Annotated in this window: 22 protein-coding genes; 7 read left to right on the top strand and 15 right to left on the bottom strand. The window is 67.5% G+C overall.

Annotated features, from left to right (window positions below; genetic code table 11):
* Nucleotides 1–89 precede the first annotated feature (89 nt).
* Nucleotides 90–323 carry a hypothetical protein gene (locus LR948_RS04930; RefSeq protein ID WP_232752867.1) on the top strand — a complete coding sequence of 78 codons (234 nt, stop codon included), beginning with the start codon at nucleotides 90–92 and terminating at the stop codon, nucleotides 321–323.
* Between the two features lie 387 nt (nucleotides 324–710).
* Here the strand turns inward: LR948_RS04930 and LR948_RS04925 are convergent, their stop codons facing one another.
* From LR948_RS04925 to LR948_RS04905, 5 genes are read right to left on the bottom strand one after another with little or no spacing between them, the layout of a single operon-like run.
* On the bottom strand, nucleotides 711–1,457 hold the full coding sequence (locus LR948_RS04925) for a gamma-glutamyl-gamma-aminobutyrate hydrolase family protein (protein WP_232752866.1): 747 nt from the start codon (nucleotides 1,455–1,457) through the stop codon (nucleotides 711–713).
* Nucleotides 1,454–2,395, bottom strand: coding sequence for an amidoligase family protein (locus LR948_RS04920; protein WP_232752865.1), 942 nt, complete (start codon nucleotides 2,393–2,395; stop codon nucleotides 1,454–1,456). The genes LR948_RS04925 and LR948_RS04920 overlap by 4 nt, the downstream gene beginning before the upstream one ends.
* A 1-nt stretch (nucleotide 2,396) precedes the next feature.
* Nucleotides 2,397–4,133: a sensor histidine kinase gene (locus tag LR948_RS04915; protein WP_232752864.1), complete on the bottom strand. Its 1,737-nt coding sequence runs from the start codon at nucleotides 4,131–4,133 to the stop codon at nucleotides 2,397–2,399.
* Nucleotides 4,134–4,136: 3 nt separating this feature from the next.
* Nucleotides 4,137–4,694, bottom strand: coding sequence for an RNA polymerase sigma factor (locus LR948_RS04910; protein ID WP_232752863.1), 558 nt, complete (start codon nucleotides 4,692–4,694; stop codon nucleotides 4,137–4,139).
* On the bottom strand, nucleotides 4,691–4,825 hold the full coding sequence (locus LR948_RS04905) for a NepR family anti-sigma factor (protein WP_370634873.1): 135 nt from the start codon (nucleotides 4,823–4,825) through the stop codon (nucleotides 4,691–4,693). Before LR948_RS04905 ends, LR948_RS04910 begins: the two co-directional genes overlap by 4 nt.
* 136 nt (nucleotides 4,826–4,961) lie before the next feature.
* Here LR948_RS04905 and LR948_RS04900 point away from each other — a divergent pair, with 136 nt between their 5' ends.
* Complete coding sequence (locus LR948_RS04900) at nucleotides 4,962–5,762, top strand: response regulator (protein ID WP_232752861.1); 801 nt, start codon at nucleotides 4,962–4,964, stop codon at nucleotides 5,760–5,762.
* 82 nt (nucleotides 5,763–5,844) lie between these two features.
* Here LR948_RS04900 and LR948_RS04895 read toward each other — a convergent pair whose 3' ends face one another.
* The 4 genes from LR948_RS04895 to dctP all read right to left on the bottom strand — a co-directional run bounded on the left by LR948_RS04895 (nucleotide 5,845) and on the right by dctP (nucleotide 9,433).
* Complete coding sequence (locus tag LR948_RS04895; protein ID WP_232752860.1) at nucleotides 5,845–6,003, bottom strand: DUF1328 domain-containing protein; 159 nt, start codon at nucleotides 6,001–6,003, stop codon at nucleotides 5,845–5,847.
* Between the two features lie 283 nt (nucleotides 6,004–6,286).
* Nucleotides 6,287–7,687, bottom strand: coding sequence for a TRAP transporter large permease (locus LR948_RS04890; RefSeq protein WP_232752859.1), 1,401 nt, complete (start codon nucleotides 7,685–7,687; stop codon nucleotides 6,287–6,289).
* A 4-nt stretch (nucleotides 7,688–7,691) separates the two neighbouring features.
* Complete coding sequence (locus LR948_RS04885) at nucleotides 7,692–8,321, bottom strand: TRAP transporter small permease subunit (protein ID WP_232752857.1); 630 nt, start codon at nucleotides 8,319–8,321, stop codon at nucleotides 7,692–7,694.
* A 95-nt stretch (nucleotides 8,322–8,416) separates the two neighbouring features.
* Nucleotides 8,417–9,433: a TRAP transporter substrate-binding protein DctP gene (gene dctP, locus LR948_RS04880; RefSeq protein WP_232752856.1), complete on the bottom strand. Its 1,017-nt coding sequence runs from the start codon at nucleotides 9,431–9,433 to the stop codon at nucleotides 8,417–8,419.
* Nucleotides 9,434–9,847: 414 nt separating this feature from the next.
* On the opposite strand from dctP, the gene LR948_RS04875 reads away from it, so the two are divergent.
* Entirely contained in the window at nucleotides 9,848–10,339 is a 492-nt protein-coding gene (locus LR948_RS04875) for a hypothetical protein (RefSeq protein WP_232752854.1), read from the top strand.
* Nucleotides 10,340–10,342: 3 nt separating this feature from the next.
* On the top strand, nucleotides 10,343–11,623 hold the full coding sequence (locus LR948_RS04870) for a PolC-type DNA polymerase III (RefSeq protein ID WP_232752852.1): 1,281 nt from the start codon (nucleotides 10,343–10,345) through the stop codon (nucleotides 11,621–11,623).
* Between the two features lie 50 nt (nucleotides 11,624–11,673).
* On the opposite strand, the gene uvrA is transcribed toward LR948_RS04870, so the two are convergent.
* The 6 genes from uvrA to LR948_RS04840 form a co-directional block, all read right to left on the bottom strand.
* On the bottom strand, nucleotides 11,674–14,538 hold the full coding sequence (uvrA, locus tag LR948_RS04865; protein WP_232752850.1) for an excinuclease ABC subunit UvrA: 2,865 nt from the start codon (nucleotides 14,536–14,538) through the stop codon (nucleotides 11,674–11,676).
* Between the two features lie 154 nt (nucleotides 14,539–14,692).
* Nucleotides 14,693–15,781, bottom strand: a complete 1,089-nt coding sequence (locus LR948_RS04860; RefSeq protein WP_232752848.1) for an ABC transporter ATP-binding protein — start codon at nucleotides 15,779–15,781, stop codon at nucleotides 14,693–14,695.
* Nucleotides 15,782–15,792: 11 nt separating this feature from the next.
* The gene (locus tag LR948_RS04855; RefSeq protein ID WP_232752847.1) at nucleotides 15,793–17,454 is read right to left on the bottom strand and encodes an alpha-amylase family glycosyl hydrolase; all 1,662 of its coding nucleotides are present in this window, start codon (nucleotides 17,452–17,454) and stop codon (nucleotides 15,793–15,795) included.
* An 11-nt stretch (nucleotides 17,455–17,465) separates the two neighbouring features.
* Nucleotides 17,466–18,740 (bottom strand): carbohydrate ABC transporter permease, encoded by a 1,275-nt coding sequence (locus tag LR948_RS04850; protein ID WP_232752846.1) that lies wholly within the window; start codon nucleotides 18,738–18,740, stop codon nucleotides 17,466–17,468.
* A 13-nt stretch (nucleotides 18,741–18,753) separates the two neighbouring features.
* Nucleotides 18,754–19,731 (bottom strand): carbohydrate ABC transporter permease, encoded by a 978-nt coding sequence (locus tag LR948_RS04845; protein ID WP_232752845.1) that lies wholly within the window; start codon nucleotides 19,729–19,731, stop codon nucleotides 18,754–18,756.
* Between the two features lie 122 nt (nucleotides 19,732–19,853).
* Nucleotides 19,854–21,206 (bottom strand): ABC transporter substrate-binding protein, encoded by a 1,353-nt coding sequence (locus LR948_RS04840; protein WP_232752844.1) that lies wholly within the window; start codon nucleotides 21,204–21,206, stop codon nucleotides 19,854–19,856.
* 255 nt (nucleotides 21,207–21,461) lie between these two features.
* Between LR948_RS04840 and LR948_RS04835 the strand changes: the two genes are divergently transcribed.
* The 3 genes from LR948_RS04835 to LR948_RS04825 are packed head-to-tail and all read left to right on the top strand — an operon-like array spanning nucleotide 21,462 to nucleotide 24,790.
* Nucleotides 21,462–22,499 (top strand): LacI family DNA-binding transcriptional regulator, encoded by a 1,038-nt coding sequence (locus tag LR948_RS04835; RefSeq protein WP_232753174.1) that lies wholly within the window; start codon nucleotides 21,462–21,464, stop codon nucleotides 22,497–22,499.
* Entirely contained in the window at nucleotides 22,496–23,812 is a 1,317-nt protein-coding gene (locus tag LR948_RS04830) for a GH1 family beta-glucosidase (RefSeq protein WP_232752843.1), read from the top strand. Before LR948_RS04835 ends, LR948_RS04830 begins: the two co-directional genes overlap by 4 nt.
* A 6-nt stretch (nucleotides 23,813–23,818) precedes the next feature.
* Nucleotides 23,819–24,790, top strand: coding sequence for a glucokinase (locus tag LR948_RS04825; RefSeq protein ID WP_232752842.1), 972 nt, complete (start codon nucleotides 23,819–23,821; stop codon nucleotides 24,788–24,790).
* Nucleotides 24,791–24,820 lie beyond the last annotated feature (30 nt).

Here is a 24,820-nt window from a genome sequence, read left to right as displayed (position 1 = left end):
GAAGGAATATTGCGCGAGGGTCTTTGGAACCCGATATTCATGTCATGCGTTGACCCGTGCCAGAGATGGCACCGACTTTGGGGGCTGACATGAAGATTTTCCGCCCGGCCGAGCGGCCGGTCTATCCTGACCCGCGCGAGCCCAAGATCCAGATCGCCCCGGATGCGGCGGCCCGGATGGTCCAGGATTTCGACGCCGAACCCGTCGAGGAGACACCCGGCATCGCGCTGACCGAAGGCGACACGGGCAAGACCTCCCTGCCGCGCCCGACCCCGGGGCCCGTCGACATGGCCGAGTTCGAAGGCGACCCGGACGGCGCCTGAGCGGCATTATCCAAGACAGTTCAGATGGTTCACAAAACAAGGGCGGCCCCGGAGGGCCGCCCTTGTTCGTTGCATTGTCGCGTCGCCGTCAGCGGAGGGCATCGCCTCCCGAACGGCGGGACGTCACTTTTTCATCCCTGTCGCGCTTCCCGGCCGTCAGCGCGTAGATAACTGCGGTCACCAAGGAAAGCGCAAACAGTCCCATGAGGAATGTGTCTAGCATTTGCGTTTCCTGCTTTTCTGCTCGTTTGTTGACTGCCCAACGACGCCTCCCCCCGATGGGTTCCCGCGCGGGAAGCCCAAATCCGGGGCCTCGCAAAGCTGTGACCGAAAGGTCACCTCACGCGGCGGGGCCGCGCTTTCTTCGAAATGGCCGGGAAACGGAGCTTAAAGCGGCAGGCGCGCGCGGCGGGCCTCGGCGGCGCGGGCCTCCTCTTCGGCGGCGCCGATCTGTGCGGCGCGGCTGGCGCCGGCGCGGGCGGCCTCGATCAGCGCCTTGAAGAGCCGCCGGTGGGCGCGGCGGTAGAAGATATGCTCGGGGTGCCATTGCACGCCGATGGCCATGGGGTCGCGCACCCGTTCGATCGCCTGGATCATGCCGCCGTCGTCGCGCGCCGCGACGCGCAGGCCGCGGCCCAGGTCGCGCACCGCCTGGCTGTGCAGCGCGTTGACCTTGAGACAGGCCTGGCCTGTCACCCGGCCAAGGAGCGTGCCGCCCTCCACGTCGACGCGCTTGCGCGGCAGGATGGTGTAATAATAGCGCGAGCCATAGGTGTCATAGGCGTCTTGGTCGAGCGTGCCGCCCAGCACCACGTTCAGCATCTGCGCGCCCCGGCAGATGCCGAGGATCGGCAGGTTCCGGGCGAAGGCGCCCTCGATCACCTCGCTCTCGAGCCGGTCGCGGTCGGGATCGAGCCGCACGCCGAGGCGCAGCTCGCCGCCGTAGAGCGTGGGCGCAATGTCGTCGCCGCCGCCGATCACCACGCCGTCGACCGCCTCGAGCGCGATCTCGCGCCCGCTTTGCCAGCGGATCGCCTTGCCGCCGGCGAGCCAGATGTTCAGCGCCATGAGCGGGAAGATCCGCCAGCCCGAACGCCGCGAGACGGTGACCCCGATGGTCGGCCGGTCGCTCATGCCAGCCCGCCCACGATCTCCGCCGAGCGGCGCACCCAGTCGGCCCGGGTGCTGGTGAGCTGGCCCCGGTGATCCTTCCAGGCGGCGCGCAGATCGGCGATGGTGCCGGGGTCGCGGGCGATCTCCTCGACCCGGACCCAGCGGTTCCATTCCAGCGCCAGCGACCAGTCGGCCTCGTTGATGCGGCAGTCGGGCAGCCGGTAGTGATAGGTCGGCCGCGCCGAGACGAGACCAAGATCCATGGCCCGCGCCACCCGGTCGCCGTCGATCTCGGCGAAGAGGCAGAGCATGTCGAGCCCGTGGTTCCGCGAGGGCGCGCGGTCGAGGTAAAGGTCGATGAGCGCGCCCATGTCGGGCACCTCCTCGGCGAGCCCGTCGAGGAGCGCGCGCGGATAGGGATCGACAAAAGGCAGCACCCGGCGCGCGAAGTCGATGCCGGCGGCGTCGCGGAAGCTGTTCTCGAGGAAGGCATAGGCGCGCAGCACCGGCAGGATCGCGGCCAGCTCCTGCGCCGGCACCTCGGGATTGAAATGCACGCCGAAGCCCAGGAAGGTGCCCGCCGCCGTGCCCGTCGCCCCGGCCTCGCGCAGGGCGACGCAGAGCGCGTCGAGCCGGGCGATCTGTTCCGGGCGGATCGGGGCCGAGACGATCTCGACCGGGACGACCGCGCGGGCGATGTCGTGGATGCGCTTCTCGAAGGCGGTCTCGGCGCGCTTGAGATACTGGGTGTCGAGATAGACCTCGAGGTCGCCGACCTCGGTGCCGCTGACCACGAAGCCCTTGTCGCCGCGCCGCTCGGTGCGCCCGCCCAGGACCTCCTCGACGATGGAGGTCACGCGTTCCTCGCCAAGCGCGCCGAACTCGATCTCGACGCCGACGCGGCGGGGCTCGCCCGCGCCCGTCAGGGGCTCCGGCAGGGGTTTGGGATCCAGCGGCATGTTAGTAGTCCACCACTTCCGGTTTGAAGTCGGACATGTGGAAGCGCACCGAGATGCGGAAGCGTTCGCCGTCCATGCCGTGTTCGAGCGTGCCGCCGAGCTGGGTCGAGAAGGCCTGGATCAGCCGCAGCCCCAGCCCGCCCATCGGGTCGACCTCGGGCAGCTTCTCGGGGTTCGAGGTGTTCTCGACCTCGAGCAGCACGCCCCGGTCCTCGCTGCGCTTCAGCCGCACGGCGATCTCGCGGTGGCCGCTGCTGTCGGCCTGGATGTATTTCTCGGCATTGGCCAGCGCCTCGGCGGTCAGGAGCGACAGCGGCATGGCCTGGTCGGGGTAAATCTCCACCGGGTCGAGGTCCTTGACGATCACGATGCCGTCGCGGTCGCGGTCGTTGATCAGCGCGATCTGGCCGACCAGCTCCTCGAGCAGCTCCTTCACGTCGACATGGCCGAGATCCGCGGTGCGGTAGAGCTGCCGGTGAATCGCGGCGAGCCCGCGGATGCGCTCCTGCAGGCGGCGCAGCACGCGCTTGGTCTCCTGCGTCTCGCTCTGGCGGATCTGCATGTTCATGATCGAGGAGATGAGCTGCAGGTTGTTCTTCACCCGGTGGTGCACCTCCTTGAGAAGGATAGTCTTCTCGCGGAGCGCGTTTTCCAGCTGCGCCTCGTCCTGCAGGATCGAATCCGACATCTGCAGGAAGTCGTTTTCCATGTCGCGCAGCTCCAGCGCCATGTCCTGGCCGCTCGACTGCGCCGGCAGGCGGCGGTCGCGGGCGAAGCTGCGCATCTGGTAACGCAGGGTACGGATGTGGCGGATCACCAGCCGGTTCACGGCGAGATAGGCGACGATCACGCTCGCCGCCCACATCAGGAGCGGCAGCGCCTTGGTATAGGCGCCGGCCTGCAGCGCGTTGACCTTGGGGCTGTCGGTCGGCCAGACGCTCATCGCATAAGCGAGGTCCGGCACGATGTTGACGATGGCGTAGATGTAGTCCTGCCCCGAGCCCGACCGCGCGAGGAAGCTATATTCCTCGCCCGCGGTCAGCGTCTCGAGGTCGAGATCGGCGGGCATGATGTCGGGCAGCCGCGCGAAGGGGCTGGCGCTTTTTAGGACCTCGCCCTCGGCGTTCATCAGGATCGCGTCGACATAGCCCGCCTCGCTGTCGTCCGAGAGCGTGTCGATCTCGCGCAGGACGCGGACCGGGGTCGAGATGATGATATGACCGACGTGCTGGCCCGCGCGCAGCACCGGGTAATAGACCGTGACCACCGGCTCGCCGCTGACCGGCGCGTGATCGAAGCGCAGCACTTCCGGCGTGGGCCGGCCAAGCGCCTCGAGCGCGCCGGGATACTGGCTGACGTCAAAGGGCTGGTTCGCGGTCGAGCAGAAGACCCGCCCGTCGATGCCGAGGAAACCGACGAAGCTCACATGCCCCGCGAGCCGCTGGTATTCGCGCAAGGAGGCCTCGCAGGTCGCCTCGTCCGAGATCGAGACGCGGGTGATCGCCCCCAGCGCCTCGGCCGCCCCGAAGGAGCGGGTCAGCATGGCCCGCTCGGCCTCCACGGCGGCTTCGGTGATGTCGGTGAGGTTGAGCTGCGTGCGCGCGCGGGTCTCGCTGTCGAGCTCGGTGGTCTGCACATAGGCGACCAGGCCGATCGGGATCAGCGCGATGGACAGAAAGGCGATAATCCGGGCACCCAATCCACTCGGGATCGGACGGGGTCCGGGCGCGGCGATCATCCGTTACCTCGCGTTGGCCGGTTTGTTGCCGGAAACCACCGCCATGGTGGCCTGGTCGGTCAGCTCGAAGGCCTCGTCGTCGCTGAGCGACAGAAGCTCGGCCAGACGGGCGCGGGCGCGGTTCGTGCGGCTCTTGATGGTGCCGACGGCGACGCCGCACATGTCGGCGGCCTCCTCGTAGGAAAAGCCCGAGGCCCCTACCAGGATCAGCGCCTCGCGCTGTTCGTCGTTCAGCTTCTCGAAGGCGCGCAGGAAGTCCGACAGCTGCAGCCGTCCGTCATGCGCCGGCTTCTCCGACAGGCTTTCGGTCAGCAGCCCATCCGCGTCGCCCACCTCCCGGCCCGCCTTGCGGCGGTTCGAATAGTAGGTGTTGCGCAGGATGGTGAAGAGCCAGGCCCGCATGTTGGTCCCGGGCTCGAAGGTGTGGATCTTCGTCCAGGCCTTCACCAGGGCATCCTGCACCATGTCGTCGGCCAGCGCGCCGTTGCGCGTCAGGGACAAGGCAAACGCGCGGAGCGCCGGCAGATGCTCCACGATCTCATCGCGGGGATCTGAACTCATTCGTCGCTCTCGCTCGATGTCTTCTTCGCCTGATCCTGATCCTTGAGCTGGGTCAAGAGATCGAGAAAGCGGTCCGGGACATCCTGGTCAAGCATGTCCTCGTAGACCCGTTTCAGGTTCTCGTCGATCACGTCATCTCGCTTATTTTTTCGTGCGGTCTGAGCCATTCTTTACCTTGTGCGCACCAAATTCAGGCCCCAATTCGGGAACCAACAGCCACCCGCCACGTTTGGTTCCCGAAAAAGTCACGAGGAAGGATAAAGAAATATGGCTCAGGCAGACCTCAGCAGCGAGATCGGCGCCGCGCTTCCCTACCTGCGGCGCTATGCGCGCGCTCTGACGGGGTCGCAGACATCCGGCGACCAATATGCCGCCGCCACGCTCGAGGCGGTTCTGGCCGACCGCGACACGGTCGAGGGCGCCTCCACCGCCAAGGTGGGCTTGTTCGCGATGTTCCACGGCATCTGGGTCACCACCGGCGCGCCGGTGACCGAAGAGGCCGAGGGCCCGCGCAAGGCCGCCCAGAAGCATCTCTCGCGCCTGACCACCAACAGCCGCGAGGCGCTTCTGCTGCACACCATCGAAGAGTTCACCATCTCGCAGGTGGGCGAGATCATGAACGTCAGCATCGAAGAGGCCGAGGCCCTGGTCGAGACCGCCCGCCAGGAGATGGCCGACGGCATGTCGGGCCGCGTCCTGATCATCGAGGACGAGGCGATCATTGCCATGGACCTCGAGAGCATCGTGGCCGACCTCGGTCACCGTGTGACCGGCGTGGCGCGCACCCGCGACGGTGCGGTGTCGCTTGGTGCCAAGGAGGTGCCCGATCTGATCCTCGCCGACATCCAGCTTGCGGACAATTCCTCGGGCGTCGACGCGGTGAACGACCTGTTGCGCGATCTCGGCGAACGTCCGGTGATCTTCATCACCGCCTTCCCCGAGCGGCTCCTGACCGGGGACAAGCCGGAACCGGCCTTCCTGATCTCCAAGCCCTACTCCGAGGAGCAGGTGCGCTCCGCGATCAGCCAGGCGATGTTCTTCTCCTCGACCGAGACGCTGCGCGCCTGAGGCGCCGCTCCCGCGAGGAGATGTAAAAATACCGGGGGCGCCGGGGCCGTGATGGCTCCGGCGCCCTTTTTCGTGCCTTGCCCTAGCGCACCAGCCGCATGATCGCGGCGGCGGCGAAGAGGATCAGGAAGACGAAGAACAGGATCTTCGCGATCCCGGCCGAGGCGGTGGCGATGCCGCCGAAACCGAGAACACCCGCGATGATCGCGACAACGAGGAAGGTGAGAGCCCACCCAAGCATGACGGTCCTTTCCCCCGGGGCTGCCGGGTTATCTGAACGGGAACCGGCACCCTGCCGGTCGATGGCCAGATAACCCCGAAGCGGGGGCGCGGGTTCCGCGCGGTCAGATGGGGCCCGGATGCGCGCTCAGGCGTGGGGCAAGACCCAGCCCCGGGTGGCCCCACGCGAGCGCAGGCCGTTAGGCACGGGCCCGGGCGACCCTCACGCGAGCGCGGGCAGTTAGACCCAGCCCCGGACGCCCCCCACGCGAGCGCGGGCACTCAGACCCGGGCCGGGCCGGCCCTCACGCGAGCGAGGGCAGCCAGAGCACGATCGCCGGGAAGCTCACCAGAAGCGCAATGGTGATGCCGTCGGCGATGAAGAAGGGCGTCACGCCCCGGAACACGTCCTGCACCGACAGATCCGGCCGCACGCCCGCCACCACGAAGCAGTTGAGCCCGATCGGCGGGGTGATCAGACAGAACTCCGCCATCTTCACCACCAGGATCCCGAACCAGACCGCGCACATCGGCCCGGACATGCCGAAGGTCGCCTCTTCCGCGCTGACGAACTCGCCCCCGTTCAGCGCCATGACCGCCGGGTAGACCACCGGCAGCGTCAGGAGCAGCATCCCGATGGCATCCATGAACATCCCCAGGACCGCATAGGCCAGGAGGATGCAGACCAGGATCAGCATCGGCGAATACTCGAGGCTGGTGATCCAGTCCGAGAAGGCGGTCGGCAGATCGGCGAAGCCCAGGAAGCGCACGTAGATCAGCACGCCCCAGATAATCGAGAAGATCATGATCGACAGCTTGGCGGTCTCGACCAGGGCGTCCTTCAGCTCTTTCAGGCGCATCCCCCGGGCGATGGCCATGCAGAAGACGATGAAGGCGCCGATGGCCCCGCCTTCGGTCGGCGTGCCCCAGGCGTCGCCGCCGAAGGGGTTGTAGACGAAGAAGATGATGATCACCACGACCGCCACGATGGGCAGCGCCGGCGGCAGGGCGACCAGCCGCTCGCGCCAGGTGAAGCCGCTGACCGGCGGGCCGAAGTTGCGCAGGGTCAGCGCCATGATCACGATCAGCGTGGCATAGACGAAGGCCGAGAAGACGCCCGGGATGAAACCCGCGAGCAGCAGCCGGCCCACGTCCTGCTCCACGATGATCGCGTAGATCACCAGGATCGCCGAGGGCGGGATCAGCGAGGCCAGCGTGCCGCCCGCGGCGACCACACCCGCGGCGAAACGCTTGTCGTAGCCGACCTTGAGCATCTCGGGGATGGCGATGCGCGCGAAGACCGCCGCGGTCGCCACGCTCGCGCCCGAGACCGCGGCGAAACCCGCCGTGGCGAAGACCGTCGAGACCGCGAGCCCGCCCGGCACCCAGGCGATCCAGCGTTTGGCGGCCTCGAAAAGCGCCCGCGTCAGGCCTGCGTAATAGGCCAGGTAGCCGATCAGGATGAAGGTCGGGATCAGCGAGAGCGCCTGGTTCGAGACCTTGGAATGCGGCACCTGCCCGGCGGTCTTGATCGCCACGGTCAGGGCCCAGCCCAGTTGCTCGAAGTCGTAGTCGCGCTTTTCCCAGAAGATCCAGATCAGGCCGATGAGGCCCGCCAGCGCCGCCGCGAAGGCCACGCGCATGCCCAGGACGACCATGACCAGAAGGCCGCCGGTGACCCAGAGGCCGATATCGATGGGTTCCATCCGTTCAGTCCTTCCGGCTCAGGGTTTCGGCCTCTTCGGCGGCGATCTCGGCGGCGGACTGGATCAGCGGCACCGCCACCGGGCTCTCAAGCCCCAGCAGGATGGCCCGCCCGTAGCCCCAGAGCTGCAGCACCAGCCGCAGGCACATCACCGCGAAGGCCACCGGCACCACCAGCTTGGCCGGCCAGATCGGCAGGCCGATGTCGATGGAGCTGTCGCGGCTCCAGAGCGGCGCGCCCATGTCGAAGCTGCGGTCGAAATGCGCCCAGGAGCCCCAGACCAGCGCGATCATCAGAAGCAGGATGCCGAAGGTGGTGATGAACTCCGCGATCCAGAGCGCCCGGCCCCGCAACAGGCCGATCACGATGTCCATGCGGATGTGCCCGCCGGTGCGCTGCACGTAGGAGATGCCGAGGATCGCGATCAGCGGCATGAAGGCCTCGATCCAGTCGACGTAGCCCGGCAGCGGCTCGTTGAAGCCGTTGCGGCCGGTGACCGAGATCACCGCCAGCATCATCAGCCCGAAGGCGAAAATCCCGGAGATCAACGCGAAGCTCCATTCGAGCCCCGCCAGCCGCCGGTCGAGCCGGCTCAACAGGCTGTCGTCGGCAAGCACCTTGGCGGTTCCGGCCATCTCCCCCTCCGTCGCTCGTCTGGTCTTGTTCTTGGCAAGGGGCCGCGCGGTGTCCCGGCGACGCGCTCAGGCGCCGCCGGGCCGGGCCCCCGCGATCAGTTCGTCGCCTGGGCTTCTTCCAGGGTCGACTTCATCAGGTCGTAGAGTTCCTGGGCCGGCAGGCCCTGGGCGCTCATTTCCTCGATCCAGGCCTGCTGGATGGGCTCGCCCGCGACCTCTTCGAACTGCGCCAGCTGGTCGTCCGAGATGGTGACCTTCTGGACGCCCTTCTCCTCGAGCACGCTGTCCCAGCGGTCGAGCAGCTCGCCGTAGTTGGCCAGGTAGTGGTCGATGGCCTCGGAGACCGAGCTGTCGAAAGCCTCGCGCTCGGCATCGGAGAGCGCCTCATAAGCGTCGATATTGGCCACCACCGGGCAGTTCACCGTGCCGGGGTTGAGGTTCGCGGTCCACCAGTCGGCCTGGTTGATCGTGCCGAAGGAGAGATGCGCGTGCTGGGCAAAGGCCACGGTGTCGACGACGCCGGATTCCATCGCCTGGTAGGCTTCCGTCGCGGTCACCGAGGTCGGCACGCCGCCCACCGCCGAGAAGGCCTCGCCCAGGCCGCCGGTGGCGCGCACCCGCATGCCGTCGAACTCGGCCAGCTCGTCGCGCGGCTCGCCGGTGCCGACGATGTTGTACTGCGGCATCGGCGAGGTCATCACCATGCGCGCGTTCCACTGGGCCATCTCCTCGGCCACCGCGGGGTGGTCGTAGATCGCATGGCTGACGGCCACTTCCTCGTCGAGGTTCGACACCCCCATGAAGGGCAGCTCGAGCACCGTGATCGCGCGGTTCTTGTCGGGGTGATAGCCGGCGCAGAACTGCGCCATCTCGAAGGCCCCGATGGAGATCCCGTCGAGGTTCTCGCGGTTGTTCGACAGGCCCCCGTAGGAGATGTTCATGGTGAACCCGCCGTCGGTCTTTTCCTCGACCAGCTCGGCGAGCTTGTGGATGTGCTCGGTGAAGGCGCGGCGCTTGCCCCAGACCGAGACGTTCCATTCCGTCGCCGCCGCCTCGGTGGCGAAGGTCAGCGCCAGGGCGCCCGCCGTCAGCTTCACGCTCAGTGATGTCATCAGATTATCCTCCCTTGTCCGGGCGTTGCTCGCCCTGTGACCCGAGAGCCTAGACGATGACCGCCCCGGTGCAAGGCCGAAGCTGCAGGAATGTCGGGTTGACGCGGAGGGTCTGCTGGGGCAGCGGCGCGCGCGACCGGGGTTTGCTGGCGATTCCAGTTGCTTGGCGGGCGGGACCGCCCTGCCCGTCCCACGGTTGGCGCCGGGTGCCGCGCGGCCCCGCCCTGCCCGTCCGGCCCCTGGCGCGCGGCCGCCACGCGACCTTGAGCGCGCCCTGAGGCGCCGCGCAAATTGCCAGCCAGCCGCCCCGCCCCCCGGTCAACCCCGGCGCCACGCCCATTCCTGCTTCCACCCGCCCGCGTGAGGCCCTAGCCTCACCTTCGCGGCAGAGGTGCCGCGGGAAAGGACGGGCGCATGGGCATGGATCTGGTCTCACTCGGCCTCGCCGGCTTCGCGGGCGCGGCGGCCATGTGGATCCTGCACCGGAGCTGGCCCCGGGCGCTGCCGCTTTGGCTCGTGCCCTTCGGCGCGGCGCTGGCGCTGATCGCGGCGCTGATCTCCTCGGACTACGGCTGGAGCGCGCGCACCGCCGCCGCCCTGCCCGAAGGCGTGGTCGTCGCCGACCGCGCCGCCACGCCCGCGCCGCACCGCCCCTGGGCCTATTTCGTGCCGGTCACTACGCGGCTTGTCGCCATCGACGTCGGCGGGCGGCGGGAACACCAGGTGCGCCCCTCGGTCTACCTGGCCGACCTCTATGTCTTCGAGCGCTGGCGCGCGCCGGAACGCACCGAGGTCATGGTCGATTGCGTCGAGGGCCGCCGCGCCCTGCCCGGCTCGGATACGCCCGCCTGGCGCGAGGTCGACCGCGCCGATCCGCTGCTCTCCACCCTGTGCCAGAGGCTCTGAGCGATGCATCTGTCCCTTCGCGTGAAACTGCTGGCCCTGCTGCTCGCGCTTTTCGTCGCGGCGCTGGCGGCGGGCGCGCTGACCCTGACGCAGCTCGCGCGCGGCGAGGCGGGCGGCTGGGCGCTCTGGGCCGGGCCGCTCTTGCTGCTGGTGATTTTCCTCTGCGTCGGGCTCCTGGTCGACCACGGCGTGGCGCGGCCGCTGGAACGGCTCGCGGGTGAATTGCAGCGCCGGGCGCATGGGCGCGAGGCGCCGCCGCTCGATCCCCGCATCGCGCCCGAGCTGGGAGACCTCGGCCCCGCCGCCGCGGCGCTTGAGGCCGCCCTGCGCGAGGCGCGCGGCGGCTCCGGTGGCACCGGCTCTGAGGCCGCCCGCTTCGAGGAGCTTCTGGCCGACCTGCCGCTGCCGCTTCTTCTGACCGGCCCCGACGGGCGGGTGGTGCTGTTCAACGGCCAGGCGGCGGGGCTGTTTGCGCAGGGCCCCGGGCTGCGGCTCGGGACGCGGCTCGACGGGCTCGTGACCCCCGCCTCGCTCGCCGCGGCTCAGGCCAAGGCCGACCGCTCGGGGCTCACCACCAGCGCAAGGCTCGACCGGGCCGAGGGCGCACCCCTGAACGCGCGGCTGCAGCACATGGCGGATGGCGGCTACCTCCTGGCCTTCGAACAGGCCGCGCCCGCCGACACCGAGGGCTGCCGTCCGCTGGTGCATGACTTCGCGCTCTGCGCGCCCGCCCCGGAGGTGCCGCTTGCCGACCGCCCGCTGTCCGAGCTGCGGCTCTGCGTCCTGCACCTCGAGACCACGGGGCCGCTCCCGCATCGCGACACGCTGACCTGCATCGAGGCGCAGATGCTTTGCCGGGGCGCGGCCCGCGCGGGCGAGAGCTACAAAAGCCGGGTGGAGGCCGGGACGCTGGGGCCCGCGGCGCGGGGGCTGGCGGAGTTCGCCCAAGGCGCGGTGATCGTCGCGCAGAACGCCCCGCTGGAGATGGCCTTCCTGCGCGCCCGCCGGGCCGAGACGGGGCTCGACTGGGACCTGCCGGTGCTCGACATCGTGGCGCTGGCGGCGCTGGTCTTCGGGCCGGGCCCGCGCATGAGCTTCGCCAGCCTGCGCGAGCGGCTCGGCGTCAGCCCGCGCGAGGGCCAGCTCGCCGCGCGGGTCTCGGTGACGCTGCGGCTCCTGCAGATGCTCGAGGGGCGCGGGGTGACGACCTATGGCGATCTCTGCGCCGCGCTCAGGGCCAGCGGGCGCGAGGCGCCCACTGATGCTGTTCACGCATCGACTTAAGCCAGGCCGTCAACGCTTTGAAATCGCGATGACTTTCGCCTTTCTTAATCTTACTCCGCAGCCACCTTGCGCGGGCGCAGCATGTCCTTGAGGTAATAGCCGGTGTGGCTCTCGCCGACCTCGGCGACCTCTTCGGGCGTGCCCGTGGCCACGATGCGTCCGCCGCCGTCACCGCCCTCGGGGCCGATGTCGATGATGTGGTCGGCGGTCTTGATGACATCGAGGTTGTGCTCGATCACGATGACCGTATTGCCCGCTTCCACCAGCGAATGAAGCACTTCCAGGAGCTTCTTCACGTCCTCGAAATGCAGACCCGTGGTTGGCTCGTCGAGGATGTAGAGCGTCCGCCCGGTCGAACGTTTCGCCAGCTCCTTCGACAGCTTCACCCGCTGCGCCTCGCCGCCCGAGAGCGTCGTCGCCTGCTGGCCGACCTTGATGTAGCCCAGGCCCACCTGCACCAGCGCATCCATCTTCTCGCGGATCGAGGGCACGGCGGCGAAGAACTCCTGCGCGTCTTCCACAGTCATATCAAGCACATCGGCGATGCTCTTGCCCTTGAACCTGATCTCCAGCGTCTCGCGGTTGTAGCGCGCGCCCTGGCAGGTCTCGCAGGTCACATAGACATCCGGCAGGAAGTGCATCTCGATCTTGATGACCCCGTCGCCCTGGCAGGCCTCGCAGCGGCCGCCCTTCACGTTGAAGGAGAAGCGGCCGGGCTTGTAGCCCCGCGCCTTGGCCTCGGGCAGGCCCGCGAACCAGTCGCGGATCGGGGTGAAGGCGCCGGTATAGGTCGCCGGGTTCGAGCGCGGCGTGCGCCCGATCGGGCGCTGGTCGATGTCGATCACCTTGTCGAGGTGGTGCAGCCCCTTGATCGTCTCGCAGGGCGCCGGGGTCTGCCGCGCGCCGTTGAGCCGCATGGAGGCCGATTTGAACAGCGTCTCGATGGTCAGCGTCGACTTGCCGCCGCCCGAGACGCCGGTCACGCAGACGAATTTGCCCAGCGGGAAATCGGCGGTGACCTCCTTGAGGTTGTTGCCCGTCGCCTTGACCACCGAGACCGACTTCTTGTTGCCCTTGCGGCGCTTGGCCGGGACCGGGATCTCGCGCGTGCCGGCGAGGTATTGCCCGGTGATCGAGCCCTGGTCGGCGGCGATCTCCTCGGGCGTGCCGCGGCTGACCACATGGCCGCCGTGGACGCCGGCGCCGGGGCCGATGTCGAGCACGTAGTCGGCTTCGCGGATGGCGTCCTCGTCGTGTTCGACCACGATCACCGTGTTGCCCTGGTTGCGCAGGTTCTTCAGCGTCGCCAGCAGCCGGTCGTTGTCGCGCTGGTGCAGGCCGATCGAAGGCTCGTCGAGCACGTAGAGCACCCCGGTCAGCCCCGAACCGATCTGGCTCGCGAGCCGGATGCGCTGGCTCTCGCCGCCCGACAAAGTGCCCGCCGCGCGGCTGAGCGTCAGGTACTCGAGACCGACGTTGTTCAGGAAGCCGAGCCGCTCGCGGATCTCCTTGAAGATGGCGCGGGCAATCTCGTTCTTCTGCTGGGTCAGCTCCTCGGGGGCCGACTCGATCCAGGCGTAGGCTTCCTTGATCGACTTCTCGACCACCTCGCCGATGTGCAGGCCGGCGACCCGCACCGCCAGCGCCTCTTCGCGCAGCCGGTAGCCGCCGCAGGCGCCGCAGGGGCGGTTGTTCTGGTAGCGCTCGAACTCCTCGCGGATCCAGCTGGAATCCGTCTCGCGGTAGCGCCGCTGCATGTTGGGGATCACGCCTTCGAAGCTGCGCGTCACGTTGTAGACGCGCCCGCCCTCGTCGTAGCGGAAGGGGATCTCCTCGTCGCCGGAGCCATAGAGAAGCACCTGTTTCACATGCGCCGGAAGGTCCTTCCACATGGTTGACGCATCGAATTCATAGTGCTTCGCAATCGCCTGAATTGTCTGGAGAAAATACGGGCTCTTGCCCTTGCGCCAGGGCGCGATGGCGCCGTCGTAAAGCGTCAGGTTCTGGTCCGGCACCATGAGCCGTTCGTCGAAGAACAGTTCGACGCCGAGCCCGTCGCAGTCCGGGCAGGCCCCGAAGGGCGCGTTGAAGGAGAAGAGCCGCGGCTCGATCTCGGGGATGGTGAAACCCGAGACCGGGCAGGCGAAGTTCTCCGAGAAGGTGATGCGCTCGGGCTCGCCCTCGCCTTCGCGCGGCGCGGTCTCCAGCACGGCGATCCCGTCGGCGAGGTCCAGCGCGGTGCGGAAACTGTCGGCCAGCCGCGTCTCCATGCCCTCGCGGACGACGATCCGGTCGACCACCACGTCGATGTCATGGCGGTATTTCTTGTCGAGCGTCGGCGGCTCGTCGAGCTCGTAGAACTGCCCGTCGACCTTGACCCGCTGGAAGCCCTGCTTGCGCAGTTCGAGGAACTCCTTGCGGTATTCGCCCTTCCGGTCGCGGATCATCGGCGCCAGCAGGTAGCCGCGGGTGCCCTCTTCCATGGTCATCACGCGGTCGACCATGTCCTGCACCTGCTGCGCCTCGATCGGCAGGCCGGTCGCGGGGCTGTAGGGCGTGCCTGCGCGCGCGAAGAGCAGCCGCAGGTAGTCGTAGATCTCGGTCACCGTGCCGACGGTGGAGCGCGGGTTCTTCGACGTGGTCTTCTGCTCGATGGAGATCGCCGGGCTGAGCCCCGCGATGTGATCGACATCGGGCTTTTCCATCATGTCGAGGAACTGCCGCGCATAGGCCGAGAGGCTCTCGACGTAGCGGCGCTGCCCCTCGGCGTAGATCGTGTCGAAGGCCAGCGACGACTTGCCCGAGCCCGACAGCCCGGTGATGACGACGAGCTGATCGCGGGGGATATCGACGTCGATCCCCTTCAGATTATGCTCGCGCGCGCCGCGTACCTCGATGTGCTTGAGCTCGGCCATGAGTCCCCCGTTAACGGATGCTCAACAGATAGGAGATCCTCCGCGCTTCGCCAACGGGAATGTGAGAACATTTCAGGAACGTGAAGCCCTGCGACGCCACGGCGGGGCCCGGCGCCGGGGGCGCGGCGCTTTTGTCGCGCCCCCGGGGGTGGTCTTAGCGGTAGAGAAGCGAGGTGCCGTCGGCGAAGAGATGCACCTTCTCGGGCTCCGCGGTCATCTTCACCGAGCGGCCGCGCAGGTCCTTGTGGATGCCCTGCAGCTTGCCGATCACCGGGTCGCCGTCCTGCGCCTCGAAGTAGAGCAGCGTCACCTCGCCGAGCGCCTCGGTGATGTCGACGCGGCCCTCGTAGATGTAGTCGCCGCCGTCGCTCTCGATGAAATCCTCGGGGCGGACGCCGACATTGACCTTCAGGCCCTTGTCCTCGGGACGGGTCGCGATCTTCGAGCGCGCGGTGCCGCCGCCGCCCATCTTGATCACCGTGGTCTCGCCCGTCTCCACCACTTCGCCGGGCAGGAGGTTCATCGCGGGCGAACCGATGAACTGCGCCACGAACTCGCTGTTGGGCGTCTCATAAAGCTCCAGCGGAGAGCCGACCTGGGCGATGCCCTTGTTGGCCAGGACCACGATCCGGCTCGCCAGCGTCATCGCCTCGACCTGGTCGTGGGTGACGTAGATCATCGTCGAGTTCGGCATCTTCTCCTTGAGCTGGGCAATCTCGATCCGGGTGGCGACGCGCAGCGCCGCGTCGAGGTTCGAGAGCGGCTCGTCGAAGAGATAGACCTTGGGGTCGCGCACGATCGACCGGCCGATCGCCACCCGCTGCCGCTGACCACCCGAGAGCGCCTTGGGCAGGCGGTCGAGGTAAGGCTCGAGCTGCAGCATCTTGGCGGCGCGCTCGACCGAGGCGTTGATCTCCTCGGGGCTTTTCTTGGCGATCTTCAGCGCGAAGGACATGTTGTCCCGCACGGTCATATGCGGATAGAGCGCGTAGCTCTGGAACACCATGGCGATGCCGCGCTGCGCGGGCGGCACGTCGTTGACCATCTGGCCGTCGATCTCGAGCGTGCCGCCGGTGATCTTCTCCAGCCCCGCGATCATCCGCAGCAGCGTGGACTTGCCGCAGCCCGAGGGGCCGACGAAGACGACAAGCTCGCCCTGCTCGATGTCGAGGTTGATGTCACGCAGCACCTGCACGGTGCCGCCATAGGTCTTCTCGACATCGGTCAGCTTCAGATTGGCCATTTCGTCCTCCCTTATTCGTTGTCCTCGAGCCGCATCAGCAGCGCCGGTTGCCAGGGCCCGAGATGCAGACGGCCATCCGGCGCGGGGCCGGTGGAGCCGAGCTCGATGCCGATCTGCCGCCAGCGTCCCTCGGGCATGTCGGTGGCCGCGGGGTCGTGGCTGAGATTGAAGGCGCAGAAGATCTCCTCGCCCTCGCCTTTGCGGATGAAGCGCAGGACCGTGCCATCGGCCGAGACCTCTTCCTGGGTGCCCTTCATCAGCGCCTGGTGGGCGTGACGGAAGGCGATGGCGCGGCGGTAGTGATGCAGGATCGCGGCGGGGTCCTGCTCCTGGGTGGAGACCGCGCGGTTGAGGTGGTCGTGGCTCACCGGCAGCCAGGGGTTGCCCGCGGAGAAGCCGCCGTTCTGGTTCGAGGGCTCCCAGACCATCGGCGTCCGGCAGCCGTCGCGGCCCTTGAAGGCCGGCCAGAAGCGGATGCCATAGGGGTCCTGGAGGTCCTCGAAGGCGACCTCGGCCTCGGGCAGGCCCAGTTCCTCGCCCTGGTAGATGCAGGTCGAGCCGCGCAGGCATTGCATCAGCGTGGCGAAGCAGCGCGCGCCCGCCTCCGAGAGCTGCCAGCGCGACAGGTGCCGCGGCACGTCGTGGTTCGAGAAGGCCCAGCAGGCCCAGCCATTGGCCGCCACCCGCTCCACCGCCTCGAAGACGGTGTCGATGTATTTCGCCGTCGGCATGTGCCCCGAGAGCAGCTCGAAGGCGTAGCTCATGTGGATGAGGTCATCACCGCCGGTGTATTGCCCGAGGATCTCGAGCCCGCGCTGGTCGTCGCCGACCTCGCCCACCGCCGCGGCGTTGTATTTGTTCATCAGCGACCGGAGCTTGCGCAGGAAGTCCAGGTTCTCGGGCTGGGTCTTGTCGTAGAGGTGGTTCTGCCAGGTATAGGGATTCACCGCGGGCGCGGTGATCGGGTTGCGCTCTTCCTCGGGCAGCGGAGGATTGTCCCGCAGCTGCTTGTCGTGGACGTAGAAGTTGATCGTGTCGAGCCGGAAGCCATCGACGCCCCGGTCGAGCCAGAAGGTCGCCACGTCCAGCAGCGCCTCCTGCACCTTGGGTTCGTGGAAGTTCAGGTCCGGCTGCTCCTGCAGGAAGTTGTGCAGGTAGTACTGGCAGCGCGTCGGCTCCCACTGCCAGGCCGAGCCGCCGAAGATCGACAGCCAGTTGTTGGGCGGCGTGCCGTCGGGCTTGGCGTCCGCCCAGACATACCAGTCGGCGCGCGGGTTGTCCTTGGAGGCCCGGCTTTCCTTGAACCAGGGATGGTCCTCGGAGGTGTGGCTCAGCACCAGGTCGATCAGGACCTTCAGACCCAGCCGATGCGCGGTGGCGATCAGCACGTCGAAATCCGCCAGGGTGCCGAACATCGGGTCGACGTCGCAGTAATCCGCCACGTCGTAGCCGAAGTCCTTCATCGGCGAAGTGAAGAACGGCGAGATCCACACCGCGTCCACCCCGAGGGAGGCGATATGCGGCATGCGCTGCGCGATGCCCAGAAGATCGCCGATCCCGTCGCCGTTGGAGTCCTGGAAGCTGCGCGGGTAGATCTGGTAGATCACCGCGCCACGCCACCAATCGGTGTCCACCCGCTTGCTCTGGGCCTGAAGGTCCGCCGGTTTGTTCATAGTGCCTCTTGTTACTTGACCGAGCCGGCCAGCAGGCCGCGCACGAGGTATTTCTGCATCGCGAAGAAGACCGCGAGCGGGACCGCGATGGACACGAAGGCCGCCGCGGCAAGGATGCCCCAGTCACCGCCGCGCGAGCCCAGCAGGTCGTCGGCGATCTTCACCGTCATCACCCAGCTTTCCGAGTTCGACGGCAGGAAGACCTTGGCGACCAGCAGGTCGTTCCAGGTCCAGAGGAACTGGAAGATCGCGAAGGAGGCGAGGGCCGGGAAGGAGAGCGGCAGGACGATCTTGGTGAAGACCTGGAAGTCCGTCGCGCCGTCGACCTTGGCGCTTTCGATGATGTCCCGTGGCAGGCCGATCATGTAGTTGCGCAAGAGATATATCGCGAGTGGCATCCCGAAGGCCGTATGCGCCAACCATACGCCCAGGAAGCTCTGCCCGATGCCCACCGTCTGGTGGAAGGTCAACAGAGGCACCAGCGCGATCTGTAGCGGAACGACCAAGAGGCCCACCACCATGGCGATGAAGAAGCCGCGGGCGGCGAAATCCATCCAGGCCAGGGCATAGGCCGCGAAGGCCGCCACAACGATGGGGATGACCGTCGCCGGGATCGACACGGTGAGCGTGTTGATGAAGGCCCGGTCCATGTTGTCCGAGGTCAGGATGGTCTCGTAGTTGTCCATCGTGAACTCGGGTGGCTGCGCCGCGGTGATGTAGATCGAGGGGCCGCGGGTGATCTCGTCGGCGTCGCGGTAGACGAAATCACCGTTGCGCATCACCTGCAGAGAGCGGTCGAAGATCGGCGGTATGTCCTGCACGATCTCCTGTCCGTCCTCGTCGGTCTCGGGGAAGACAGGCTCGCTGCCCTCCTCGTAGGCGATCTCGATGTTGGTGTCGTCCTGTTCGCCGTCGTCCTCGATGACCTGCACCTCGTAGCGGGCGTAGATCATGCCGGGCTCGGCGGCGCCTGGGGCACGCGAGGTGATCCCGAAGCCCGAGACGCTGCCCTCGCCCGAGGCGTCCTCGGAGCTGTCGAAGACATTGCCCTCGAGCACCCAGGTGTCGCCGTCCTGCACCGCGCCATCGGCATCGGGCGAGACGCGGTAGGCCTGCTCGACCGAGAAGGGCGCGCGCCACCAGCCGGATTCCGAGATCTGCGCGCGTTCGCGGAACGAGGAGACCGCGAGCCCGATGGTGGGAATGAGCCAGATCAGCACCAGCGCGATCACGCTGAGATTGGTGACGAGGGAAAGGCCCGACTTCTGTCCTGCGATATTGTCCATGTCCCTTACCTCCTCAGCGCATTTCCCTGCGGGCCTGGACGATGTTCCAGACCATGACAGGCGTGACGATGACCATGATGACGAAGGCGACCGCGGTGGCGCGCCCGTCGTCGCGGAACATGAAATCCATCATGTAGGACGGCAGGATTTCCGTATCGAAGTTGCCCCCGGTCATCGCGTAGACGATGTCGAAGACCTTCAGGACCAGGATGGTGATCGTCGTCCAGACCACCACGATGGTCGGCATGATCTGCGGCACCTTGATCTTGAAGAAGATCTGGAAGGGGTTGGCGCCGTCGATGATCGCGGCCTCGATGGTCTCCTCGGGGATGCCGCGCAGCGCCGCCGAGAGGATCACCATGGCAAAGCCGGTCTGCATCCAGACCATGATGAACATGATGAAGAAGTTGTTCCAGAATTGCAGCTGGAGCACGTCGATCGGATCCATGCCGAAGATGTCGCGCACCGCGTTGATGATGCCGATGTCGGGGTTGTTGGCGTAGACGAACTTCCAGATCAGCGAGGCGCCGACAAAGGAGATCGCCATGGGCATGAAGATCAGCGACTTGGCGACATTGCCCCATTTCAGCCGATCGGTGAGCTGCGCCACCAGAAGCCCCATGAAGGTCGAGGCGGCAGGCACGAAGATCACCCAGAGGATGTTGTTGAAGAGCGCCACCCGGAAGCCCTCTTCGGAGAACATCTGCAGGTAGTTCGACAGCCCGATGAAAGTGTCGCCCGAGCGGTTGTAGAGCGACCGGATGAAGGAGCCGATCACCGGGTAGACCAGGTAGAGCCCCAGGAAGAAGATCGCCGGCGCCAGGAACAGCCAGGGCCGGACCATGGTGGCGCGGTTGATGTTGCGTCCGTGATCGTCGTCGCGCGCCGGAAAGATGAACCGGTCGAGCACGAGGTTCGAGGCGTAGAAGTAGCCGGCACAGCCCCCTACCCCGAGAATGATCGTGATGATCCCTTGCAGTATTGGCGACATCGGTCTCCCCTCCCTTCGGCATGCGCCGCGCCCCTGCCGGACCCGATTGGGCCGGTGCCGGGCGGCGAAGACGGCGCCCCGACCTCAGGCCGGGGCGCCGCGCGGGTGTGTTTCTGGGCCGCTTACTTGATCGAGTCCCAGCGGGTCTGGATCTCGGAGGCGACGGTGCCCGCCTCTGCGCCGGTCACATAGTCGACCATGCCGGTCCAGAAGGCGCCCGCGCCGATCTCGGAGGGCATCAGGTCCGAAGCGTCGAAGCGGAAGGTGGTCGCCCCGGCCAGGATCTCGCCCTGGGCGCGCAGGCTGTCGTCGGCGTAGAGGTCGAGGTTCACCCCGCCATGCGCCGTCAGGAAGCCGCCCTGGGCCATCCAGAGCTCATGCGCGACCGGCAGCTTCAGGAACTCGATCATCGCGTTGGCGCCTTCGGAGGGATTGGTGATCCCGAAGAGCGTGCCCGCGCCGAGCACCGGGGTGCCGAGGTCGTTTTCCTCGATCGCCGGGAAGTAGAAGAAGTCGACGTTCTCGCCCTGCTCCGCATCCTCGGGGAAGAAGGCCGGGATGAAGGAGGCCTGGCGGTGCATGTAGCAATCCGGCGGGATCGCGAAGAGGCCCGCGGGGCTGTCTCGGAAGTCGGTGGTGGCCACCGCCTCGGCGCCGCCCTGGACGTAGTCGTCGTTGCGCGCGAACCAGCCGAACTCCTCGATCGCGCCGATCACGGCGGGATCGTCGAAGGGGATCTCGTTGTTGACCCACTGGTCGTAGACCGCGGGCTCCTGGGTGCGCAGCATCAGGTCCTCGACCCAGTCGGTCGCGGGCCAGCCGGTCGCGGCCCCCGAGCCGAGGCCGATGCACCAGGGCGTGCCGCCGTCGTCGACGATGTCCTCGGTCAGCTCCTTGAGCTCTTCCATGGTCTCGGGGATGTCGTAGCCCGCCTCGTCGAAGGCGATCGGGTTGTACCAGACCAGCGACTTCACATCGACGCGGTAGAACAGGCCATAGAGGTTGTCGTTGCCGTCGGGCCCTGTGTAGGTGCCGAGGTCGACCCAGCTTTCACCGGCGGCGAAGTTCTCGGCGACCCAGTCGGCGGTGCCCTCGGGCAGCGGCGTCAGCGCGCCCTGGCTCGCCATGTCGGAGGCCAGGCCCGGCTGCGGGAAGACCGCGAGGTTCGGCGCGGTGCCCGCGCGCGAGGAGATCACGATGTCCTGCTCGAAGCTGTCGGAGCCCGAGTAGTTGACCTCGGCGCCGGTGGCTTCGGTGAAATAACGGAAGACCGCGTCGACCTTTTCCTTTTCGCGGCCGGTCCAGGGGCCGGTGATGGTCACCGTCTGGCCGGAGAGGTCGTTGGCTTCGGCAAATTCATTGTAGCTGTCCCAGGCGAAATCGCCTTCGCCGATGGCGAAGGGCAAGTCCTGGGCCTGCGCCGCACCGGCCACCAGGGCCAGGGTTGCAGCGCTAACGTAAAGCGATGTTTTCATATTCATGTCCTCCCGTGGATCATGTGAGCAAGGTTGCCCGACGCCGCGCAAGGAAAAACTTTCCAAAGCGCTTTGACGCGGCCAAACTCGCGCAGCCGCGTCACCCTGTCAATGCTGGGCATGCAAAGAAACCCTTATGAACATAAGCGATTCTTGCTGCACTGCAGCTAGGCTCGTGGCAGAGATGCCCTTCCCATGCCCGTCTTTAGATGTCTAAAGTGCGAGGAAATCCAAAGCGCTTTGAGCCGTGCCGACATGAACCTGAAGGAACTTTCCGAGCTTCTGAACCTCTCTCAGACCACCGTCAGCCGCGCGCTGAACGGCTATCCCGAGGTGCGCGACGAAACGCGGCGGCGGGTGATCGAGGCGGCCGAGCGGCACAACTACATGCCCAACACCCGCGCCAAGGGGCTCGCGACGGGCCGCTCCATGTCCATTGGCCATGTGATTCCCCTGTCGAAGAAGCACGAGATCCTGAACCCGATCTTCGGTGACTTCATCACCGGCGCCTCGGAAGCCTATGTCGCGGCGGGCTACGACCTGGTGCTGAGCCTGGTGCCCGACGACGACCAGGCCGCGCATTACCGCAGCCTCGGCGCCAAGAACAACGTCGACGGGCTGATCCTGCACGGGCCGATGGTGAACGATTCGCGCATCCCGCTGCTGCAGGACCTCGACCTGCCCTTCCTGGTGCATGGCCGGGCCTCGGGCTGGCCCGAGGATTACGCCTATTTCGACATGAACAACCGCCGCGCCTTCGAGCGCGCCACCCGCCACCTGATCGAGCTGGGCCACCGCCGCATCGCCTTCGTCAACGGCCGCGAGGAGATGGACTTCGCCCACCGCCGCCGGCTGGGCTACGAGGCGGCGCTGGCGGCCTCGGCGATCGAGCCGGACCCCTGGCTCATGGTCTCGGGCGACATGACCGAGAGCCTCGGCGCCGAAAGCGTCGCGCGGATGCTCGATGCGCCCGACCCGCCGACCGCGGTGCTGGCCTCCTCGATCGTCATCGCGCTCGGCGTCGAGCGCGCCGCCCGGGCGCGCGGGCTGACCGTCGGGCGCGACCTGTCGATCATCACCCATGACGACGAGCTGAGCTACCTGCCCAACGGCCGGGACGAACCGCTCTTTACGGCGACGCGCTCCTCGGTCAGGGAGGCCGGGCGGCGCTGCGCCGAGATGTTGCTCGGCCGCGTCGCCAACCCCGGCGGGCCGCCCCCGCAGGAACTTGTCGAAGCCGATCTCATACTCGGGCGCTCGACCGGACCGGCGCCCAAAAAGGACAGCGCATGAACTTCTCCCGCAGCCAGTTTCCCGAAGGCTTCGACTTCGGCGTCTCGACCTCGAGCTACCAGATCGAAGGCCATGACTTCGGCGGCGCCGGCCCGACCCATTGGGACACTTTCGCCGCGACCCCGGGCAACGTGGTGCGCGCCGAGCACGGCGGGCGGGCCTGCGACCATTACCACCGCTACCGCGAGGACCTGGACCTGGTGGCCGCGGGCGGCTTCGATGTCTACCGCTTCTCGACCTCCTGGGCGCGGGTCCTGCCCGAGGGCACCGGCCAGGTGAACGCCGAGGGCCTGGATTTCTACGACCGGCTGGTCGACGCCATGCTGGAACGCGGGCTGAAGCCCGCCGCGACCCTCTATCACTGGGAGATGCCCTCGGCGCTGGCGGACCGCGGCGGCTGGATGAACCGCGACGTGGCCTCCTGGTTCGCCGAGTTCACCGAGGTGATCACCGACCGGCTCGGCGACCGGCTCTGGTCCGTGGCGCCGATCAACGAGCCCTGGTGCGTCGGCTGGATGAGCCATTTCCTCGGCCATCACGCGCCGGGGCTGCGCGACATCCGGGCGACGGCGCGGGCCATGCACCACGTGCTTCTGGCCCATGGCCGCTCGATCGAGGTGATGCGCGGCAAGGGCCAGGAGAACCTCGGTGCGGTCTTCAACTTCGAATGGGCCGAACCCGCCGACGACAGCCCCGAGGCGGCCCGCGCGGCCCAGACCTTCGACGGCTACCTCAACCGTTTCTTCGTCGAGGGCGTCTTCCGCGGGCGCTATCCTGACAGCGTGCTGGAAGGCTTCGCGCCGCATCTGCCGGAGAATTACCAGGACGATTTCCCGCTGATCACCCAGAAGCTCGACTGGTGCGGGCTGAACTACTACACCCGCAAGCTCTGCGCGCCGACCGACGGGGCCTGGCCGCATCAGACCGAGGTCGAGGGCCCGCTGCCGAAGACCCTCATGGGCTGGGAGATCTACCCCGAGGGCCTCTACCAGTCGCTGAAGCGCCTGCACGAATATGCCGGCGACATCCCGCTTTACATCACCGAGAACGGGCTGGCCTCGCCGGATGTGGTCAAGGACGGCGCGGTCGACGACCAGCCGCGCATCGACTACCTCGAGGCGCATTTCGCCGCCGCCCGCCGCGCCATCGACGAGGGCGTGCCGCTGGCGGGCTATTTCGTCTGGTCCTTGATGGACAATTACGAATGGGCGCTCGGCTACGAGAAACGCTTCGGACTGGTGCATGTCGATTTCGACAGCCTTGAACGGACGCCGAAAGCCTCTTACCACGCCCTCAAACGCGCACTTGCCTGAGGACAGATGACCGCAGCCACCCCCCAACTCGCCGTCGTGGCCGATATCGGCGGCACCAACACCCGCGTGGCGCTGGCCGAGGCGGGCAAGGTGCGCACCGAGACCATCCGCCGCTACCGCAACGCCCAGGAAACCGGGCTCGACGCGGTGCTGGTCCATTACCTCTCCGAGGTTTCGGCCCGGCCCGAGGCCGCCTGCGTGGCCATGGCCGGCCCGGTGCGCGACGGGGTCGGCAAGCTGACCAACCTCGACTGGGTGGTGAACCGTGCCTCGATCGCCGAGGCGACCGGCGCGGGCACAGTGGCGGTGCTGAACGACCTGCAGGCCCAGGGCCATGCGCTCGACGCGCTGGCGCCCGAGGTGCTGACCCCGGTGCGCCCCGGCCAGCCCGCCAGCGCCCGCGCGGCCAAGCTGGTGGTGGGCGTGGGCACCGGGCTCAACGCCGCGCCGGTCTATCACCTGGGCGGCCAGACCCTGGTGCCGCCGTCCGAGACCGGCCATGTCTCGCTGCGCGCCACCACGCCCGAGGACCTGGCCCTGCGCGACTGGGTGGCCGAAAGGCATCCCATGCCGGGCTTCGAGGACGTGCTCTCGGGCCGCGGCTTCGAGAGGATCTACGCCTATTTCTGCCATGCCGAGGGCGCGGGCGATCCGAAATCGGCCGATGCGATCATGGCCGACCTCGACAGCGACCCGCGCGCGAGGCGCACCGTCGACACCTTCACCCGGCTCCTCGGCGCCTATGTCGGCGATTTGGCGCTCATCACCCTGCCCTTCGGCGGCGTCTTCCTCTGCGGCGGCGTCACCCAGCATTTCGCCCCGCATCTGACCGGCCCCGGCTTCGCCGAGGCCTTCTGCGACAAGGGCCGTTTTTCCGAGTTCATGCGGCAGTTTCCGGTGCATATCGTAACCGACGACTACGCTGCGCTCACGGGCTGCGCCTGCCACCTCGACGAGCTCGCGCGGCTGCCCGGCTGATCCCGCGACGCTGCGGCAGCCGGTCCCCAC

It is taken from the genome of Roseivivax sp. GX 12232, from assembly GCF_021272185.1.
Taxonomy (GTDB): domain Bacteria; phylum Pseudomonadota; class Alphaproteobacteria; order Rhodobacterales; family Rhodobacteraceae; genus Roseivivax.
The sequence above is the reverse complement of the archived record's forward strand: the minus strand, read 5'-3'. Positions and strand labels throughout refer to the sequence as shown.

Bases quoted from the DNA above. Each gene is read 5' to 3' on its own strand.
- LR948_RS04930 (WP_232752867.1), top strand. From the start codon at position 90: ATGAAGATTTTCCGCCCGGCCGAGCGGCCGGTCTATCCTGACCCGCGC.
- LR948_RS04925 (WP_232752866.1), bottom strand. From the start codon at position 1,457: ATGAGCGACCGGCCGACCATCGGGGTCACCGTCTCGCGGCGTTCGGGC.
- LR948_RS04920 (WP_232752865.1), bottom strand. From the start codon at position 2,395: ATGCCGCTGGATCCCAAACCCCTGCCGGAGCCCCTGACGGGCGCGGGC.
- LR948_RS04915 (WP_232752864.1), bottom strand. From the start codon at position 4,133: ATGATCGCCGCGCCCGGACCCCGTCCGATCCCGAGTGGATTGGGTGCC.
- LR948_RS04910 (WP_232752863.1), bottom strand. From the start codon at position 4,694: ATGAGTTCAGATCCCCGCGATGAGATCGTGGAGCATCTGCCGGCGCTC.
- LR948_RS04900 (WP_232752861.1), top strand. From the start codon at position 4,962: ATGGCTCAGGCAGACCTCAGCAGCGAGATCGGCGCCGCGCTTCCCTAC.
- LR948_RS04895 (WP_232752860.1), bottom strand. From the start codon at position 6,003: ATGCTTGGGTGGGCTCTCACCTTCCTCGTTGTCGCGATCATCGCGGGT.
- LR948_RS04890 (WP_232752859.1), bottom strand. From the start codon at position 7,687: ATGGAACCCATCGATATCGGCCTCTGGGTCACCGGCGGCCTTCTGGTC.
- LR948_RS04885 (WP_232752857.1), bottom strand. From the start codon at position 8,321: ATGGCCGGAACCGCCAAGGTGCTTGCCGACGACAGCCTGTTGAGCCGG.
- dctP (WP_232752856.1), bottom strand. From the start codon at position 9,433: ATGACATCACTGAGCGTGAAGCTGACGGCGGGCGCCCTGGCGCTGACC.
- LR948_RS04875 (WP_232752854.1), top strand. From the start codon at position 9,848: ATGGGCATGGATCTGGTCTCACTCGGCCTCGCCGGCTTCGCGGGCGCG.
- LR948_RS04870 (WP_232752852.1), top strand. From the start codon at position 10,343: ATGCATCTGTCCCTTCGCGTGAAACTGCTGGCCCTGCTGCTCGCGCTT.
- uvrA (WP_232752850.1), bottom strand. From the start codon at position 14,538: ATGGCCGAGCTCAAGCACATCGAGGTACGCGGCGCGCGCGAGCATAAT.
- LR948_RS04860 (WP_232752848.1), bottom strand. From the start codon at position 15,781: ATGGCCAATCTGAAGCTGACCGATGTCGAGAAGACCTATGGCGGCACC.
- LR948_RS04855 (WP_232752847.1), bottom strand. From the start codon at position 17,454: ATGAACAAACCGGCGGACCTTCAGGCCCAGAGCAAGCGGGTGGACACC.
- LR948_RS04850 (WP_232752846.1), bottom strand. From the start codon at position 18,740: ATGGACAATATCGCAGGACAGAAGTCGGGCCTTTCCCTCGTCACCAAT.
- LR948_RS04845 (WP_232752845.1), bottom strand. From the start codon at position 19,731: ATGTCGCCAATACTGCAAGGGATCATCACGATCATTCTCGGGGTAGGG.
- LR948_RS04840 (WP_232752844.1), bottom strand. From the start codon at position 21,206: ATGAAAACATCGCTTTACGTTAGCGCTGCAACCCTGGCCCTGGTGGCC.
- LR948_RS04835 (WP_232753174.1), top strand. From the start codon at position 21,462: ATGAACCTGAAGGAACTTTCCGAGCTTCTGAACCTCTCTCAGACCACC.
- LR948_RS04830 (WP_232752843.1), top strand. From the start codon at position 22,496: ATGAACTTCTCCCGCAGCCAGTTTCCCGAAGGCTTCGACTTCGGCGTC.
- LR948_RS04825 (WP_232752842.1), top strand. From the start codon at position 23,819: ATGACCGCAGCCACCCCCCAACTCGCCGTCGTGGCCGATATCGGCGGC.